The sequence below is a fragment of the Prevotella sp. P5-126 genome (assembly GCF_002251185.1).
Lineage (GTDB): Bacteria > Bacteroidota > Bacteroidia > Bacteroidales > Bacteroidaceae > Prevotella.
In genome coordinates this window covers 235019-252539 of the sequence record NZ_NPIZ01000053.1, presented here as the reverse complement: position 1 = coordinate 252539, position 17521 = coordinate 235019, and the positions used below count along the sequence as shown (strand labels likewise).

The 17521-nt window shown below is 49.1% G+C and carries 12 protein-coding genes; 8 read left to right on the top strand and 4 right to left on the bottom strand.

Going from position 1 to position 17521, the window contains the following annotated elements:
* Positions 1-20: 20 nt before the first annotated feature.
* On the bottom strand, positions 21-1625 hold the full coding sequence (locus CIK90_RS05985) for a carboxylesterase/lipase family protein (protein WP_094464579.1): 1605 nt from the start codon (positions 1623-1625) through the stop codon (positions 21-23).
* A gap of 463 nt (positions 1626-2088) precedes the next feature.
* Between CIK90_RS05985 and leuS the strand changes: the two genes are divergently transcribed.
* Genes leuS through CIK90_RS05965 form a run of 4 tightly spaced genes read left to right on the top strand, consistent with a single transcriptional unit; the run spans position 2089 to position 8620 of the window.
* Positions 2089-4938: a leucine--tRNA ligase gene (leuS, locus tag CIK90_RS05980; protein WP_094464578.1), complete on the top strand. Its 2850-nt coding sequence runs from the start codon at positions 2089-2091 to the stop codon at positions 4936-4938.
* Between the two features lie 16 nt (positions 4939-4954).
* Complete coding sequence (locus tag CIK90_RS05975) at positions 4955-5911, top strand: YitT family protein (protein WP_094464577.1); 957 nt, start codon at positions 4955-4957, stop codon at positions 5909-5911.
* Positions 5912-5932: 21 nt separating this feature from the next.
* Positions 5933-6553 carry a non-canonical purine NTP diphosphatase gene (locus CIK90_RS05970; RefSeq protein WP_094390988.1) on the top strand — a complete coding sequence of 207 codons (621 nt, stop codon included), beginning with the start codon at positions 5933-5935 and terminating at the stop codon, positions 6551-6553.
* Between the two features lie 12 nt (positions 6554-6565).
* Positions 6566-8620, top strand: a complete 2055-nt coding sequence (locus CIK90_RS05965) for a two-component regulator propeller domain-containing protein (RefSeq protein WP_094390989.1) — start codon at positions 6566-6568, stop codon at positions 8618-8620.
* A 25-nt stretch (positions 8621-8645) separates the two neighbouring features.
* On the opposite strand, the gene CIK90_RS05960 is transcribed toward CIK90_RS05965, so the two are convergent.
* A complete protein-coding gene (locus CIK90_RS05960) occupies positions 8646-9350 on the bottom strand; it encodes an HAD family hydrolase (protein WP_371591511.1) in 705 nt (234 codons plus the stop codon).
* Positions 9351-9371: 21 nt separating this feature from the next.
* On the bottom strand, positions 9372-10331 hold the full coding sequence (locus CIK90_RS05955; protein WP_094464576.1) for a hypothetical protein: 960 nt from the start codon (positions 10329-10331) through the stop codon (positions 9372-9374).
* 106 nt (positions 10332-10437) lie between these two features.
* Between CIK90_RS05955 and CIK90_RS05950 the strand changes: the two genes are divergently transcribed.
* A complete protein-coding gene (locus CIK90_RS05950; RefSeq protein ID WP_254046293.1) occupies positions 10438-11274 on the top strand; it encodes a C1 family peptidase in 837 nt (278 codons plus the stop codon).
* Between the two features lie 527 nt (positions 11275-11801).
* Here the strand turns inward: CIK90_RS05950 and cysS are convergent.
* The gene (cysS, locus tag CIK90_RS05945; RefSeq protein ID WP_094390991.1) at positions 11802-13292 is read right to left on the bottom strand and encodes a cysteine--tRNA ligase; all 1491 of its coding nucleotides are present in this window, start codon (positions 13290-13292) and stop codon (positions 11802-11804) included.
* A gap of 141 nt (positions 13293-13433) precedes the next feature.
* Between cysS and CIK90_RS05940 the strand changes: the two genes are divergently transcribed.
* The 3 genes from CIK90_RS05940 (at position 13434) to CIK90_RS05930 (ending at position 17520) form a co-directional block, all read left to right on the top strand.
* The gene (locus CIK90_RS05940) at positions 13434-14939 is read left to right on the top strand and encodes a succinate CoA transferase (RefSeq protein WP_094390992.1); all 1506 of its coding nucleotides are present in this window, start codon (positions 13434-13436) and stop codon (positions 14937-14939) included.
* A 162-nt stretch (positions 14940-15101) separates the two neighbouring features.
* On the top strand, positions 15102-16286 hold the full coding sequence (locus CIK90_RS05935; RefSeq protein WP_094464575.1) for an SAM-dependent methyltransferase: 1185 nt from the start codon (positions 15102-15104) through the stop codon (positions 16284-16286).
* A gap of 76 nt (positions 16287-16362) precedes the next feature.
* Positions 16363-17520: a GNAT family N-acetyltransferase gene (locus CIK90_RS05930; RefSeq protein WP_094434931.1), complete on the top strand. Its 1158-nt coding sequence runs from the start codon at positions 16363-16365 to the stop codon at positions 17518-17520.
* Position 17521: the final 1 nt, after the last annotated feature.

Below are 17521 nucleotides of genomic sequence, written 5' to 3'. Positions count from 1 at the left end.
AGGTATTGCAGCATGATGGTTTATTTCCAAAACAACTTGTCCATCAGCAAATAACGCTGTTGCATCGCCTCATCGGTCTTAACAAAAGTATGCACGTCAATCTGCAATACGGGTGGAACAGTTTTGCCGTTGACTGCCGGCCAATTCACCAAACCGAGTCCGTTGGGGTTTCCTGTCTTCACAAAATTAGCGTAATAGTTGCTGAACACATCAGAGATCATATAGTCATCGGGCTGCCAGTCATAGACTCTGTTTGTGGGCAACGTACCCATGGCATACTCAATATCGGCAGAATGTACCGCTCCTTTGTCTTGTGACACTGCGGGTTCACCATCTTTTGCATCTAGTATTCCACCAGCCAGTCCTGCCACTTTCCCCTTGACAGCCATTGCTGGACGCGGATGGCAGTAGCGATAGCGATAAACTGGTTGTCCACTGGTCAACTGGTGCATGTGTCCCCACTTCCATGTGGAATAGTCGAGGAATAAATCAGAAGCCAAGTCAGTGCCCGGCTGTCCTGTCACATCGTTAGCAGTATAGATGCCATATAGACGGAACAGTTGGTCGGTGGCATCGCCAAACTTCTGACGTGCAGCTTCTTTCAAAACCTCTACAGAGGCTGGCTGACCAGCCAGAATCGCTTGAGGCGACATCTCTTGATTGTTTCCACCAATGAGCAAAGGAATGTGCAACTGCTTTCCGTCGGCATAAGTCTGTGTGGGTTGTTCTGTGAAGAAATAGCCATCAATGCAGTATTTCGGTACGTTTCTCACGTTGGCACGCTTCATGAGTTCTTCTGCCGGCATGGCACGCAACTGTTTAATAGTCTTACAACCCAGCGCTTTTGCTATTTCTACGCCAGCTGTCTCAGCCTCTTTGAGTGTAGCAACAGCGTTGAATCCCATGACAGAGCCGCTTGATCCGATGGCTTGTGCTATCAGTCCTTGACACAGTGGCGATGCCATCAAGGCACTTACCGACATTGATCCAGCCGATTCGCCTGCTATCGTGATGCGTTCGGGATCGCCACCAAAGTCTGCAATATGTGTTTTCACCCATTGAATGGCAGCCACTTGATCCATGAATCCATAGTTTCCCGAACCTTTATAGGCTGTTTCTTTCGACAGTTGCGGATGAGAGAAGAAACCGAAGATGCCTTCACGATAATTGGCAGTAATAGCGATTATGCCCTTTCGCGCCATGCTCTCTCCGGCATATCTGGGTTCGCTACCGCTTCCAGCCATGAGTCCTCCACCGTTGAAATAGATGAGCACAGGTAGTTTCTCCTTCATGGTGTGAGCAGGAGTCCATATATTCAGATATAGACAGTCTTCGCTGTTGTCCTTCGTACCGAAGTTCATGTCGCCAAATATATTCTCTTGCATGGGGTTAGGCCCAAAGTCTTTAGCACTACGCACACCCTCCCATGCTACAACGGGCTGTGGTGCTTTCCATCGCAGATCGCCCACTGGCGGTGCAGCAAATGGTACTCCGAGAAACACTTTCACACCAGAACGCTCCATTCCTTCGAGCGTTCCATCAGTTGTTTTCACCTGTGGGTTGCCTTGTGCCATCATTCCGATGGTACAGAAGCAAGCAGCCATCATCAGCAGCATCTTGTTCATCTGTCGTTTCGTTTTAAATTTGTTTCTATTCTATAGATTATCGGAAAAGGTAATTCAATTCCTTCTTCACGATGTTGCAAAGGTACGATTAAGTGAGCGAAAAGCAAAAGAAAAACTCGTTTTTATTATGTTTTTCCGAACGGGAGTACCTTGGTGATGCAATCACAAAGGTACGATTAAGTGAGCGAAAAGCAAAAGAAAAAACCATTTTTATTATGCTTTTCCGAACGGGAGTACCTAAGATGAGAAGCATCAAAGGTACGATTAAGTGAGCGAAAAGCAAAAGAAATTTCATTTTTTCTTATTTCTTCTCTTACGTGAGTCGCTTTACAAGGTCATCATAAAGATAGTGCTACACCTCTTAAATAAAAGAAAAACGGGGTTTTTCTTTGTATTTCGCTCGGTTTGCACTACCTTTGCAGTAATATTATATAAATAAGGAGAAAACAAAAAATACGAAAATATGGAATACAATTTTAGAGACATCGAACAGAAGTGGCAGAAGCGCTGGGTAGAGATGAAAACCTACCGCGTGACAGAAGACCCTACAAAAAAGAAATTCTACGTGCTCAACATGTTCCCCTACCCCTCTGGAGCCGGACTCCATGTGGGTCACCCATTGGGCTATATTGCCAGCGACATCTACGCTCGCTATAAGCGCCAGCAGGGCTACAACGTGTTGAATCCGATGGGATACGATGCCTATGGACTCCCCGCAGAGCAGTATGCCATACAAACCGGACAGCATCCAGAGAAGACTACTACAGAGAATATTGCGCGCTACAGACAGCAGTTGGACAAGATTGGATTCTCCTTCGACTGGGAACGCGAGGTACGCACTTGCGATCCTATCTACTATAAATGGACACAATGGGCGTTCCAACGCATGTTCAAATCATACTACAGCACTTCTTCACACAAAGCACAGCCTACCATCAAACTGATAGAACACTTCGAACTGATGGGTTCTAAGGATTGTGGTGCACTGGGAACAGAGGAATTGGACTTCACTGCTTCCGACTGGGCATCGTACTCTGAGAAGAAAAAGCAAGAAGTGTTGATGAACTACCGCATAGCCTATCTTGCCGACACCATGGTCAACTGGTGTCCTCAACTCGGCACGGTACTTGCCAACGATGAGGTAGTGGATGGCGTCAGCGTACGCGGTGGCTACCCTGTAGTGCAGAAGAAGATGCGCCAGTGGTGTCTGCGCGTATCTGCATACGCCCAGCGTTTGCTCGACGGTCTCGACACAATCGACTGGACCGACTCTTTGAAAGAGACTCAGCGCAACTGGATTGGACGCTCCGAAGGTACCGAAGTAGAGTTCAATGTGGCCGATTCCGACAAGCACTTCACCATCTTCACCACTCGTGCCGATACCATGTTTGGTGTAACCTTCATGGTTCTTGCTCCTGAATCAGATCTCGTTGCCGAACTCACCACCGATGCTCAGAAAGCCGAAGTAAGCGACTATATCGCCTATGTGAAGAAGCGTACTGAGCGTGACCGTATTTCCGACAAAAAAGTGACAGGTGTTTTCTCTGGTTCATACGCTATCAATCCGTTCACAGACGAAAAGATTCCCATCTGGATTTCAGAGTATGTATTGGCCGGATACGGCACAGGTGCCATCATGGCAGTACCTGCCCACGACTCGCGCGACTATGCTTTTGCCAAGCATTTCAACCTTCCCATCATCCCACTGATAGAAGGCGCCGATGTTTCTGAAGAGAGCTATGATGCCAAAGAAGGCATTGTCTGCAACTCTGCTTCAGCAAAGTTCAGCCTCAACGGATTGACCGTAAAGGAGGCCATTGCCGCCACCAAGAAATATGTGGAAGCCAACGGACTGGGCCGCGTCAAGGTGAATTACCGTCTGCGCGATGCCATCTTCAGTCGTCAGCGCTATTGGGGCGAGCCATTCCCCGTATATTACAAGGACGATATGCCCTATATGATTCCGAAGGAATGTCTGCCTTTGGAATTGCCTGAAATAGACGAATACAAGCCAACAGAGTCTGGCGAGCCCCCATTGGGCCGTGCCAAGTTGTGGGCGTGGGATACCAAGACCAACCAAGTAGTAGATAAGAGTCTGATAGACCATAAGAGCGTATTCCCTCTCGAACTCAACACCATGCCCGGATTCGCAGGTTCTTCTGCCTACTATCTGCGCTATATGGATCCTAAGAACGAGAAAGCCCTCGTAAGTAAAGAGGCTGATGAATACTGGCGCAACGTAGATCTCTATGTTGGCGGTACAGAGCATGCCACCGGTCACCTCATCTATTCACGCTTCTGGAACAAGTTCTTGTTTGATTCAGGCTACAGTTGCGAGGACGAACCATTCAAGAAACTGGTAAACCAAGGCATGATACAGGGTCGCAGCAACTTTGTATATCGCATCAACGACGAGGGCGCAGACAAGGGCAAGTTTGTCAGTCTGAACCTCAAAGGCAGTTACAAGGATGTAACTCCCATACACGTTGACGTGAATATCGTCAGCAACGACGTGCTCGACCAAGATGCTTTCCGCGCTTGGCGACCAGAGTATGAGCATGCAGAATTTATCCTTGAAGACGGAAAATACATCTGTGGTTGGGCAATTGAAAAGATGTCTAAGTCGATGTTCAACGTGGTCAACCCCGATATGATTGTTGAGCGCTACGGTGCCGACACCTTACGTCTATACGAAATGTTCCTTGGTCCGGTAGAACAGTCTAAGCCTTGGGACACCAACGGAATAGACGGTTGCCACCGCTTCTTGAAGAAGTTCTGGGCTTTGTTCTATGGCAACAGCCGCGACAACGCCGATGGCAAACTGCTCGTTGACGATGCTGAGCCCACAAAAGCCCAGTTGAAGAGTGTCCACAAACTGATTAAGAAGGTGTCACAAGACATCGAGGAATTCTCTTACAACACGTCTATCTCTGCCTTTATGATTTGCGTTGGCGAGATGGCACAGTTGAAGTGTCACAACCGCGAACTTCTCCGCACCCTCGTTACACTATTGGCCCCCTTCGCACCCCATATCAGCGAAGAACTTTGGGAGGCTTTGGGCGAGACCGGCAGCGTTTGCGATGCCCCATGGCCCACATGGAATGAAGAGTTCTTGGTAGAAGATACCGTAAAACTTGGTGTTGCCTTCAACGGCAAAACACGTTTCGACATGGAGTTTGCTGCCAATGCTGACAATAAAACCATCGAAGAAGCCGTGATGGCAGATTCTCGCTCACCGAAGTATATCGACGGCAAGCAAGTGGTCAAAGTCATCATAGTGCCCAAACGCATGGTAAACATCGTTTGCAAATAAATATCAAATACGGCATATGACTATCAATCACAAAATGCTGTGGAACGAGATGAAGGACTATTTCTTCATCACCGTTGGCTTGCTGCTATATACCATTTCGTTCACCGTATTCCTCATGCCTTATGAGATTGTAGGTGGCGGAGTGACGGGTTTGTCGGCCATTATCTACTATGCTACCGGTTTCCGTCTGGAAAACACCTACATCATTATCAACGGCATTCTGCTGCTTGTCGCATTGAAGGTATTGGGCTTCAAGTTTCTAATGAAGACCATCTATGCCATCGTTACGCTCTATTTCATGCTGAAGTTTGCCCAAGACATTTTGCCCAAACAGCCCAACGGCCTGCCCATCAAGTTGCTGGGCGAAGGGCAGGACTTCATGTCGATGGTTATAGGATGTATGTTTGGCGGCATTGCCCTTGCCACCGTATTCTCCAACAACGGTTCTACGGGTGGTACCGATATTATTGCAGCATCTATCAATAAGTATCACAACGTATCGTTGGGTACTGTACTGATAGCCGCCGACTTCTGTATCATCGGTTCGTGTATGTTCTTCCCACAGTTTGGCACCTATATCGAGCGCGCCCACAAGGTAGTGTTTGGTTTCTGTGTGATGACGATGGAGAACTTTGTGCTCGACTATGTGATGAATGCACGAAGGGAGTCTGTGCAGTTTATGATATTCTCTCGCAAGTGGCAGGAGATTGCCAATGCCATCGGCACACAGATGAACCATGGTGTAACCATCCTCGATGGCCATGGCTGGTACACTGGTAAGGAACTCCGCGTATTGTGTATTTTGGCCAAAAAGAATGAGAGCGTCAACATCTTCCGCCTCATCAAGATGATCGACCCCAACGCCTTTGTAAGCCAAAGTGCCGTTATCGGTGTCTATGGCGAAGGCTTTGACGAGATGAAAGTAAAGATTAAAAAAGTTAAAAAGGCGGTGGAAGAAATCCCTAAGGAATGATGCCGCCGACAAACTATAACGATGAAAATTGTATTTGCAACCAATAACCAACATAAGTTGGAAGAGATTCGCAGCATCCTTGGAAACCGTTTCGAGGTGGTGTCGTTAGCCGACATCGGCTGCCACGAGGATATTCCCGAAACGGGCAAGACCCTTGAAGAGAATGCCCTGCAGAAGGCTCAGTATGTGTATGATCACTATCATGTGAGCTGTTTTGCCGACGATACCGGTCTTGAAGTAGAGGCTCTCAACGGTGCACCGGGTGTTTATAGCGCACGCTATGCTGGTGGCGAAGGCCACGACTCGGAGGCCAATATGCAGAAGCTGCTTGCCGAACTGGCAGGAAAAGACAATCGCCAAGCACGCTTCCGCACCGTCATTGCGCTGATAGAGCGACGCGATGTGTGCCCCTGCGGTTGCACTGCTGTGAAGAAAGTGACCGAGTTTGAAGGCATTGTCAACGGCACCATCACCCACGAGAAGCACGGCAGTGAAGGCTTCGGCTACGACCCCGTGTTCCAACCCGAAGGTTACGACCACACCTTTGCAGAACTCGGAGTGGATGTCAAAAACACCATCAGCCACCGTGCACGTGCCACTCAGAAGTTGGCCGACTATCTGCGTGCAACTCTTGGAAAATAAACTATAAGAAAAATGATACTATCCCCACGTCAGACAGCATCATGGCTCATGTCCCACGACATTAGCTTTGGTGCTGTCTGTCGTTGTGTATGTACCCTGCTATGCTGGTTTGCCATGACGACAGTCCATGCACAGCCCGGCACCTGGCAGTATTATTTAGCCTATGGCGAACCGCAACAAATAGAGAAAGCAGAGCAAGGACTCTTCGTCAAAGCGAGTGGCAATCTCTATCACTACAACCTCAACGACCAGTCGGTTACTACTTTCGACCGGTCCAACGGCCTGAATGGCGGTCAGCTATCCCATATCAAATGGTGTAGCGAAGCCCATCGCCTCATCGCCATTTATACCAATGCCAATATCGACCTCATCAATCCTGAGGGTGAAGTGACCAATATGCCCGACCTCTATATGGCAACGATGGCAGGCAGCAAGAAGGTTCACCGCATTGTTACCGACGGTAGCATCGCCTACCTCTGTGTGGGTTCCAGCATTGTGAAGATAGATGTGGCGAATGCCCATGTGGTAGAAACTTACACCTTAGGCAGCGATGTTTGGAATGTGATGGCGGTTGACGGCAACCTCTATGCCAATACCGCAGCGAGCGGCGTGATGGTTGGGCGGATGTCCGACAACCTCATCAATCCTGCCAACTGGCACTCGACAAGCCATTTCCCTGAATCCATTTACGATGCTTACCGGGGTGACTACGATGCCTATATATCCATCGTCAGCCAGATAAATGCCGGTGGACCACACTACAACGAGTTCAACAGTCTGTGGTTCGTCAACGGATGTTTGTATGGAGTAGGTGGCGGTTGGTACGACGGAGGACAGATGGATCGCACCGCACAATGGCAGCAAATGGACCGCGAGGGACATTGGCAGCAAATCGATGCTCCAATGAAAAAGGATGCGGTGAGCATGGCTATCGACCCTGCCGATGCCACACATCTTTATATAGCGACCTGTGGCAACGGCCTCTTTGAGTTTCGCAACGGGCAATCGGTGGCTCAATACACCGCAGGCAATAGTCTGTTGGCAAGTGCCATTCCGGGCAACAACAACTATGTGCGTGTTGATGGACTCTTCTACGACCGTCAGCATCGCCTTTGGATGACCAACAGCGAGACCCAGCACCCACTTATCCGCATGAACAGTGAAGGCACGATGGAGTCACTCGACCATCCCTCACTCTTCTATAACGGCACGCCCCTAACCATCTTGCGCAACCCTACGACCGACCATACGGGTAAGGTTTGGCTTGTCAACAGTCATCACCATCACCCTTGCCTGGTGCGCATCGACCCTGAAACAGACGAGGTGGACCGTTTCGATGCCTTGCGCAATCAAGACGAAACACCCTTGCGCGACATCTATAGCTTCAACTGTGTGGCAGAAGATAAAGATGGCAATATATGGGCAGGCACCAATCAGGGACCGCTGATGCTCACTCCACAACAGCAACAATCGCCCGACTACGGATATACGCAGATTGTCGTTCCGCGCAATGATGGCAGCGGTTATGGCGACTATCTGTTGGAGGGAATCAGTGTGACTGCCATGGCTATTGATGGCGGCAACCGCAAATGGATAGGCACAGAAAGCAACGGTGTCTATGTAATCAGTAGCGACAACACCACCGAAGTGGCTCATTACACCTCAGCCGACAGCGGTTTGCTGTCTGACCGCATAGAGAGTATCGCCATCGACGGACAGACTGGGCGGGTGTATATCGGCACGGAAGAGGGGCTATGCGCTGTGGTTTCCGATGCTACCGATGCCGCTGAAAAGATGGAGAAAGGTGTGGTGCGCGCCTATCCCAACCCTGTAGCCCCCGACTATACGGGACCTATCACCATTGAAGGACTGAGTTACGATGCGGATGTGCGCATTGTAAACACGGCAGGCATGCTGGTGGCACGTGGGCGCAGCACGGGTGGCACCTATATCTGGGATGGTTGCGACAGCAAAGGGCGCCGCGTGGCCTCTGGCGTCTATCATGTTTTGACCGCTACAAGCGACGGTCATCGGGGCACCGTTTGCCGCATTGCCATCATCCGATAAGTGGCAATGCATCAAGCGCCATGATTTAAAGACAGTCCATCAGCTGACTGAAATGTTCTATCTTCGTTAATCTTTCGTGTGGAAACTCTTGCGATTTCTCCAATGCCCATACTGCATGGAAGGGAATATGTACTGCCCAGGCGCCAACAGCAAGTGCCGGAGCAATGTCGCTACGGAAGGAGTTGCCCACCATGAGTGTTTCATGGGGATCCACACCAAGGGTGTCGCAGAGTGTGCGATAGGCGGTTTCGGTCTTGTCGGACACGATTTCCACATGCGAGAAATAGGGCAACAGTCCTGATCGCGACAGTTTATCCTCCTGTCCCATCAGTTCACCTTTGGTAAATACCACCAACCGGTAGCGTCCCGCTTCGTGGAGTTGGCGCAGCGTAGATTCCACTTCAGGCAACGGAGTAGCAGGGAAACGCAGCAGACGCTTACCCATTTCGATGATTTGGAGTAGCACATCGGCACCGATACGACCATCGGTCAGTTTGATAGCATTCTCCAACAGCGACAGGGTGAATGCCTTAGTGCCATAGCCGAAAAGCGGCATATTAGCGCGCTCGATGGCAAAGAGGCTGTCTGCCACGCGTTGTCTGTCGCTCACCCAAGGTTTGAGCATATCGGCAAGTTGCTCTTCGGCACGGTCAAACCAAGTCTGACAGTCCCATAGGGTATCGTCGGCATCGAAAATGATGGTCGTGATATCGGTCTTTGTCATTGTCATGTTGCGATGTTATTCAGTAAGTCATGGAGTGGGATGGGTGTGGCGGTAGTGCCACAGTTCGGCTGAGTTGATGATGTTCTGCCACAGCACATAACAGCCTGCGCCTACCGATGCTACAGGATGCAGATAGAGGTAAGCCACCCAAATGGCTAACGAGGTGTTCTTCTGAAACAGGGCTTGACCGCTGCAGATTTCCTCGCCAAGGTGTCTGCCAATGGCGCGACCAATGCCGAACTGCACGAAGCAGACCACGAAACTCAATGCAGCAATAGCCGTGAGCAACCACAATGGTGCATTGCTGTGCAGGATATTCTTCACCGTTACACCGGCTACAATAGTGAGCGAGACGCCCCATAGATAGAAACTCAGATTGGGCATGGAGGCAATGCGACGGCAGACCGCCTTCACATAGTGCTGCATCAGCCAGCCCAAGACCAACGGCAACAGGAGCACCATCGATACTTTTTGCAGAATGATGAGGAAGGTTTCGAAGAATGTAAGATGCACCGTACTGGTCAGCGGAGGAAACACCAAGGGTATCATCAATGCCGATGCAAGGGCTGAGATGACGGTAAAGGTGGTCATCGTATTGATGTTTCCACCGAGCTTGCCCGTCACAACGGGCGCTGCCGATGCCGACGGGGCGATGGTACAAGTAAGCACTCCTTGCCAGATGAGCTGTTGGTCAAGGTCGTCACCTACCAGAAAGATGATGCCGAGATTAGCAACTACCAGCAATACCTGTGCTGCGAGCACACCAATATGCCAACGATGGGGGCGCATCTGATGGAAATCGACCTTGCAAAAGGTGGCTAACAGCGTGAGAAACACCGTCACCGGAAATATCACATCGATAACGGGGCCTAGCCTATTGCCCAGTCCGTCGAGCTGCGGCACATAGTAGAACAGCAGATAAACTGTTGCACCAAGAGCTATTGCCACAGGCAGCGTCCAGTCTTTCAGAAAGCGTATTATATTCATGTCTTACTCTCTTTTCATCTGCAAAATTACTGCTTATCGGGGGAATGACAAAAGAAAGTGGACGTTTCTTTTGTCATTCCGCCCATCTTTATGTACTTTTGCACGCATGAAACACGCTACTGCTATATTACTCATCGGTATCATCCTGCTGACGGGAGGATGCAGGAACCAACCGCCTGTGGCTTTTCAAGAGGTGGTGAGTCTGCCGTTCACTCCTGTCAAAAACCAAGGCAACGAATCGCTCTGCTGGGCTTATGCCATGCTCGCCACCATCGAGACGGAACATATCTGCCGAGGTGACTCGGTAAACCTATCACCTTATTATATCAAGAGGCTGGTGGGAAAACAGCGACAGCGTGGTATGGGGCACTCCTTGCTCCGCTTGATGGCTAATAAAGGTATTGTGCCGTTCGACACCTATCCCGACTCTACCCACGACCAACTGCCGTTGCCACAGTGGGTGTTCATGCTCGGTGCACGCTATACGCCACAGGAGTTTGCCCACAGTGTGTGTGGACCAGAGGAATACATGGCGGTAACTTCCGACCCTACCCAACCTTATGGCAAGAGGATAGTGGCAGACTATCCCGACAACTGGGAGCGGGAAACCTTTCTCAACGTGCCTCAAGACTCGTTGGTTGCCATAGTCTTGCGTGCCCTGCACCATCGCCATCCCGTTTGTTGGGAGGGTGATATCAGCAACAGTGGATTTTCTTTTCGTAGCGGCATAGCCGACCACACCACCTCGTCACGACCCGATGACGACCATTGCATGACGATAATAGGACTGGCGCGCCACCCCAACGGGCGGCTGTTCTTTAAGATGAAAAACTCATGGGGAACCGACAATCCCTATGGCGGAATGGTGTATATGTCGCAGGAGTATCTGCGCTGCTGCACCGTTGCACTATACCTAACGCGCGAAGCATATCTCGGTAAATAGCCTACCGATAGCACTTTACTTGTTGATGTAGGTCACTTGGTTCTGCAAATCAAATTGATTTGCAGAGTAATTCAAATTGATTTGCAGAGCAATTCAAATTGATTTGCAGAGTAATTCAAATTGATTTGCTCTGCTAACTGATTTTTATAAGAGACGAACGAAATATTCGTTGATGTGCAAACTCATTGAATTTGCGAAGTAAATTCATTGAAATTGCTGACCAAATTCATTGAAATTGCTGAGTAAATTCATTGAAATTGCTGAGTAACGCAACTCGCATAGCACTATAATACACTATATACCATCATGTTACACAACTCTTAAGAGTGGGCGGAAAAACATGGTTTTTCTGGCTTCCAACGCTATACATGGTGCTGAGGACCTATACACACGTGATTGATGCTTCGTGCATTGCCCCAAAAACATGATCATAAAAAAACAGGGCGATATCACATCGGCCTGTTTAAACGATGATTTATAAAAAAAGGCTTTTATACTAAACAATGTAAAAATACATCAAATTGTTCTCATTTATTAAGTTTCCAGGTGACACCATCCTTAGTGTCTTTTACCTCAAAACCTGCTGCTGCCAACTCATCACGAATCTTATCTGATGTGGCCCAGTCCTTATCTGACTTGGCCTTGGCACGCAATTCAAGCACCATATCGACCACCTTTCCGAAGGCTTGCTCGCGCTCCTGGCTTGTTTCACTCGCCTCTTCACGCAGACCAAGAATGTCGAATGTGAACAGGCGCATGGTGTCGCTAAGCTCTTTCAGACAGTCGGCACAGATGGTAGCTTTATGGTCAACGAGCTTGTTGACTACCGAGCAAGCCTCAAACAGATGGCTGATGACCTGCGGAGTAGCCAAATCGTCGTTCATAGCATCGTAGCATTTCTGGCGCAACGACTTCACAATATGTTCGGTCTCACTATCACAATGTGCGCTGACATTGATGCGCTTCAGGTCGGCAATGCCTTGCAACAGTTTCTGTAAGCCCTTCTCCGATGCCTTCAATGCCTCGTTGGAGAAATCAACAGTGCCGCGATAGTGGGCAGAAAGTATGAAGAAACGGATGGTCATGGCGCTGTAGGCCTGTTCCAACAATGGGTGATTGCCGCTGAAAAACTCGTTGAGCGTAATGAAATTGCCCAGCGATTTGCCCATCTTCTGACCGTTGATGGTCAACATATTATTATGCATCCAGTATTTAACCATAGGGTGTCCCTGGGATGCAATGGCTTGCGCGATCTCACATTCATGGTGTGGGAAAATCAAATCCATACCACCACCGTGGATGTCGAAAGTATCGCCAAGATACTTACGGCCCATGGCTGTACACTCACAGTGCCATCCGGGGAAACCGTCACTCCATGGCGAAGGCCAGCGCATGATGTGCTCTGCCGATGCTTTCTTCCACAAAGCAAAGTCGGCTTGGTGGCGCTTTTCACCCACACCTGCCAACTCGCGGCTCTCATCCTTCGTGTTTTCGAGCGATCGTCCACTGAGTTCACCATATTTATATTGCTTGTTGTAAGCCTCGATGTCAAAGTAGATAGAACCGTTCGACTTGTAGGCAAAACCATTGTCCAATATCTGCTGCACCAATTGCTGCTGTTCGATGATGTGACCAGTGGCATGCGGTTCGATGCTCGGAGGCAACACGTTGAGGGCTTCCATAGCCTGATGGTAGCGGTTGGTATAGTACTGGGCTATCTCCATCGGCTCCAATTGCTCCAAACGAGCCTTCTTTTCTATCTTGTCGTCGCCTTCATCGGCATCGTGCTCCAAGTGGCCCACATCGGTAATGTTGCGCACATAGCGAACCTTATAACCTAAATGGCGAAGATAACGAAACACCAAGTCGAAGGTAATGGCAGGGCGAGCATGGCCCAAATGGGGGTCGCCATAGACGGTAGGACCACACACATACATGCCTACATGAGGTGCATTCAATGGTTCAAAACGCTCTTTTTGACGAGTTAGCGTATTGTATATTACGAGTTTGGATTCCATTCTATTTTAAGTTTTACTTTTGCAAAATTACTAATAACACACCGAAAAACAAAGTTTTTGACTTCAAAATTTGACTTTTCAACAAATATTTCGTAATTTCGCACCCACTAACGGAATATAAACTACCCAAACATAAAACAAATGGCTTATACACGCATGACCGCTGCAGAAGCTGCAGCGCTGATCAACAACAACGACAACATCGCCATGAGTGGCTTCACGCCTGCTGGTGTTGCCAAAGCTGTCACAAGAGAACTGGCAAAGAAAGCAGAGGCAGAACACGCTGCTGGACGCGAGTTCAAAGTTGGTATCTTCACCGGTGCTTCGACCGGACAGTCCACAGATGGCGTACTGGCCAATGCACAGGCCATTAAATACCGTGCTCCATATACCACCAATCCAGATTTCCGCAAGCGCGTCAACATGGGAGAAATCCCATACAACGACCTGCACCTGAGCCACATGGCACAGGAACTGCGCTATGGTTTCTATGGTGAGATTGACTGGGCTATACTCGAAGTATGCGACATCGAGGAATGTGGCAACGAGTATCACGTCTATCTGACCGCTGCTGGTGGCATCTCGCCAACGGCTGCACGCCTCGCCAAGCATGTGATTCTCGAACTGAACAGCTTCCACAACCCCAACGCAAAGTTCATCCACGACGTCTATGAACCTCTCGATCCTCCTTACCGCAAGGCTATCCCCATCGAAAAGGTTGGCGATCGCATCGGTGTGCCCTATGTAGTTATACCCAAAGACAAGCTCGTGGGCGTTGTAGAATGTAACATCCCCGACGAGGCAAGAGCGTTCAAAGACTCTGACCCCGTAACAGAAAAAATCGGTTTCCTTACTGCCGAATTCCTCGTTTCAGAACTCGCCAAGGGACGTATTCCTAAGGAATTCCTCCCCTTGCAGAGTGGCGTAGGATCTACAGCTAACGCTATCCTCGGTGCGCTGGGACAAGACAAGCAGGTGCCCGACTTCAATATCTACACCGAAGTGATACAGAACTCTGTCATTGACATGATGCTCACAGGTCGCGTGAAAGATGCATCAGCATGCTCACTGACCGTGTCAAACGACTGCCTCATGCAGGTTTATGACAACATGGACTACTTCAAAGACCACCTCACACTGCGCCAGAGCGAGATTTCAAACAGTCCTGAGATCATTCGCCGACTGGGTGTTATCGCTATCAACACCGCTATTGAGTGTGACCTCTACGGCAATGCAAACTCTACACATATCAGTGGCGTGAAGATGATGAACGGTATTGGTGGTTCGGGAGACTTCGAGCGCAACGCTTACCTCTCTATCTTCACCTGTCCGTCAACAGCCAAAGGCGGCCTCATCAGTAGCATCGTGCCTTTCGTAAGCCATCAGGACCACTCAGAACACGATGTCAATATCATCGTAACAGAGCAAGGTGTGGCTGACTTGCGCGGTAAATGTCCGGAAGAAAGAGCGAAACTCATTATCGAGCAGTGCGTACATCCAGACTACAAGCAACTGTTGTGGGACTACATGAAGATTGCCAAAGGCGGTCACACACGCCACAATCTGCCCGCTGCATTCGCTATGCACGACTCATTGGCACGCAAGGGCGATATGCGACTGACCGATTTCGCGGAATATGTGAAATAACATCAGCGTGAAAAAATAACACTGGGAGGGGTCCGCACAACGCTGACTCCTCCTCGTTTTTACAGCCCACAGCCACCCCAAAAGAGCCGCAACCACCAGCGAAGAAAGGCCGCAACCGTTACCGAAGCATCTCCTTCAGTCCTCCATCCCCCATTCCCAACAATGAACGACAGCACCCTTACCTTCATCAAGCAACATCGCAACGATGACATCCGCCAGTTGGCGCTGACGAAACCTGCGTCAGACATCGATCTGAAACTGGCTTTGCAACAGATTGCCGGATGGCAGACTGCACGCCGAAAACTGTCCGACTGGGCGGCATGCGACAACATTCTATACCCACCACACCTCAACATGGAACAGGCATCGAGCCAACAAACGGCTCAATACAAAGCAAACGTCGTGGAGAGATGGGGCGGCAAAGACACTTCCTATGTGGATCTTACAGGCGGCATGGGTATCGATTTCTCGTTCATGGCAAGGGCATTCGACAGGCGAACCTACGTGGAACGCAATGAAATGCTCTGTCAACTGGCACACCACAACTTCCCCATACTGCAGTTGGAAGCCGCCGTTGCCAACGATGATGCAGAAGACTTTGTCAACAAGATGGCGCGTGCTACGGTCATATTCATAGACCCGGCAAGGCGCGACGAACATGGCGCACGCACCTACGGACTGGCTGATTGCACACCAGATGTCACGCTCATGATGCCTGTGTTGCGCGAAAAGGCTGAACATATAGTCATGAAACTATCGCCTATGCTCGACTGGCGAAAGGCGGTTGATGACCTGGGAGGTGCCAGCGAGGTACATATCGTCAGCGTGAAAAATGAATGTAAGGAGCTATTGCTTGTCATCGACCATCGCGCTTCGGCAAATCCAACACTCATTTGTATCAACGATGAACAACGGTTCTGCCCTTCCGACACAACAGAAACACCAACCTGCCAACCCACAGCAACTGACAACAGCGCTTTGGACAACACCTATCTCTATGAACCCAATGCCAGTATCATGAAAGGCGGATGCTTCACTGAAGTGGGACGTGCCTTCGCCATGCAACAGGTGGCTGCCAATTCACACCTCTTCCTAAGCAACACAGCAGTGAAATCATTCCCTGGTAGAAGTTTCATCGTCAAGCAACAATGCTCCTTAAACAAGCGCGAACTGAGACAAGCACTTGCTGGTATAGACCGCGCCAATGTGGCAGTGCGCAACTTTCCACTATCGGCAGAAGTACTGCGCAAGAAACTCAAGCTGAAAGACGGTGGAGATACATACATCTTCGGCACCACACTTCCAGATGGCAACCACGTATTGTTCGTATGCCGTAAAATAGGTTAAATGTTTGGCTTTTTGTCAGTTTTTCACTACCTTTGCATCAATTCTGGACGTTATTTATAGATAAAAAGAAGAAGAGATGTCATCAATAGAAATAAAGAGAGTAGATAGCCAGAAACTTCTGGAAGACTTCATACAATTCCATTATGACCTGTATAGAGGCAATAAATATGATGCGCCCAACCTATACAGCGACGAGAAACATACGCACAACAAGAAGGAAAACGCGGCTTTCGAATTTTGCGAAGCTGAATATTTCCTCGCCTTTAAAGACGGAAAGATTGTTGGACGCGTGGCTGCCATCATCAATAACCGAGCCAACGAACGCTGGCAGAGAAAAAGCGTGAGGTTCGGATGGATCGACTTCATTGACGATATCGAGGTTTCGAAAGCATTACTTGAGGCAGTTGAACAATGGGGGCGCACCAAAGGTATGACCGAAATGGTAGGACCACTCGGCTATACGGACATGGATCCAGAGGGTATGCTCATTGAAGGATTCGACCAATTGGGTACGATGGCGACTATTTACAACTATCCCTACTATCCAAAACACATGGAACAGATGGGCGGTTGGGAGAAAGACAACGACTACGTGGAGTTCAAACTTATTGTGCCAAAAAAGGGAACGATGCCCGACAAATACGCTAAAATCGCACAAATGGTGATGAAGCGATACAACCTTCACGTAAGAAAGATAAAACGTAGCGAGGTTTTTGGCAAAGAACAGGTGGGAAGAAAAGTGTTCGACGTGGTCAACCAAACATTCGGAAACCTCTACGGATACTCGCAAATGACCGAAGCGCAGATTGACGAATACCTCAAAATGTATTTCCCTGTACTCGACCTCAATCTCGTCACTCTCATAGAAGACTGGAATACGCCAGACCACAAACTGATTGGAGTGGGCATATCTATACCGTCGCTGACTAAAGCACTGCAGAAATGCCACAACGGAAGAATGTTCCCATTCGGCTGGTGGCACTTACTCAAGGCTCTGAAATTCCACAAAACAAAGATTGTAGATCTTATGCTGGTAGGCATTCTGCCTGAATATCAAAACAAAGGCGCTAACGCTTTGCTATTCTACGACCTCATCCCATGGTATCAGAAATATGGCTTTGAATGGGGAGAGACTAATGTCGAGATGGAAACCAACGATAAAGTGCAGAGCCAATGGCAGTATCTTGAACACGTACAACATAAGCGGCGCCGCTGTTATAAAAAGAATATCTAAC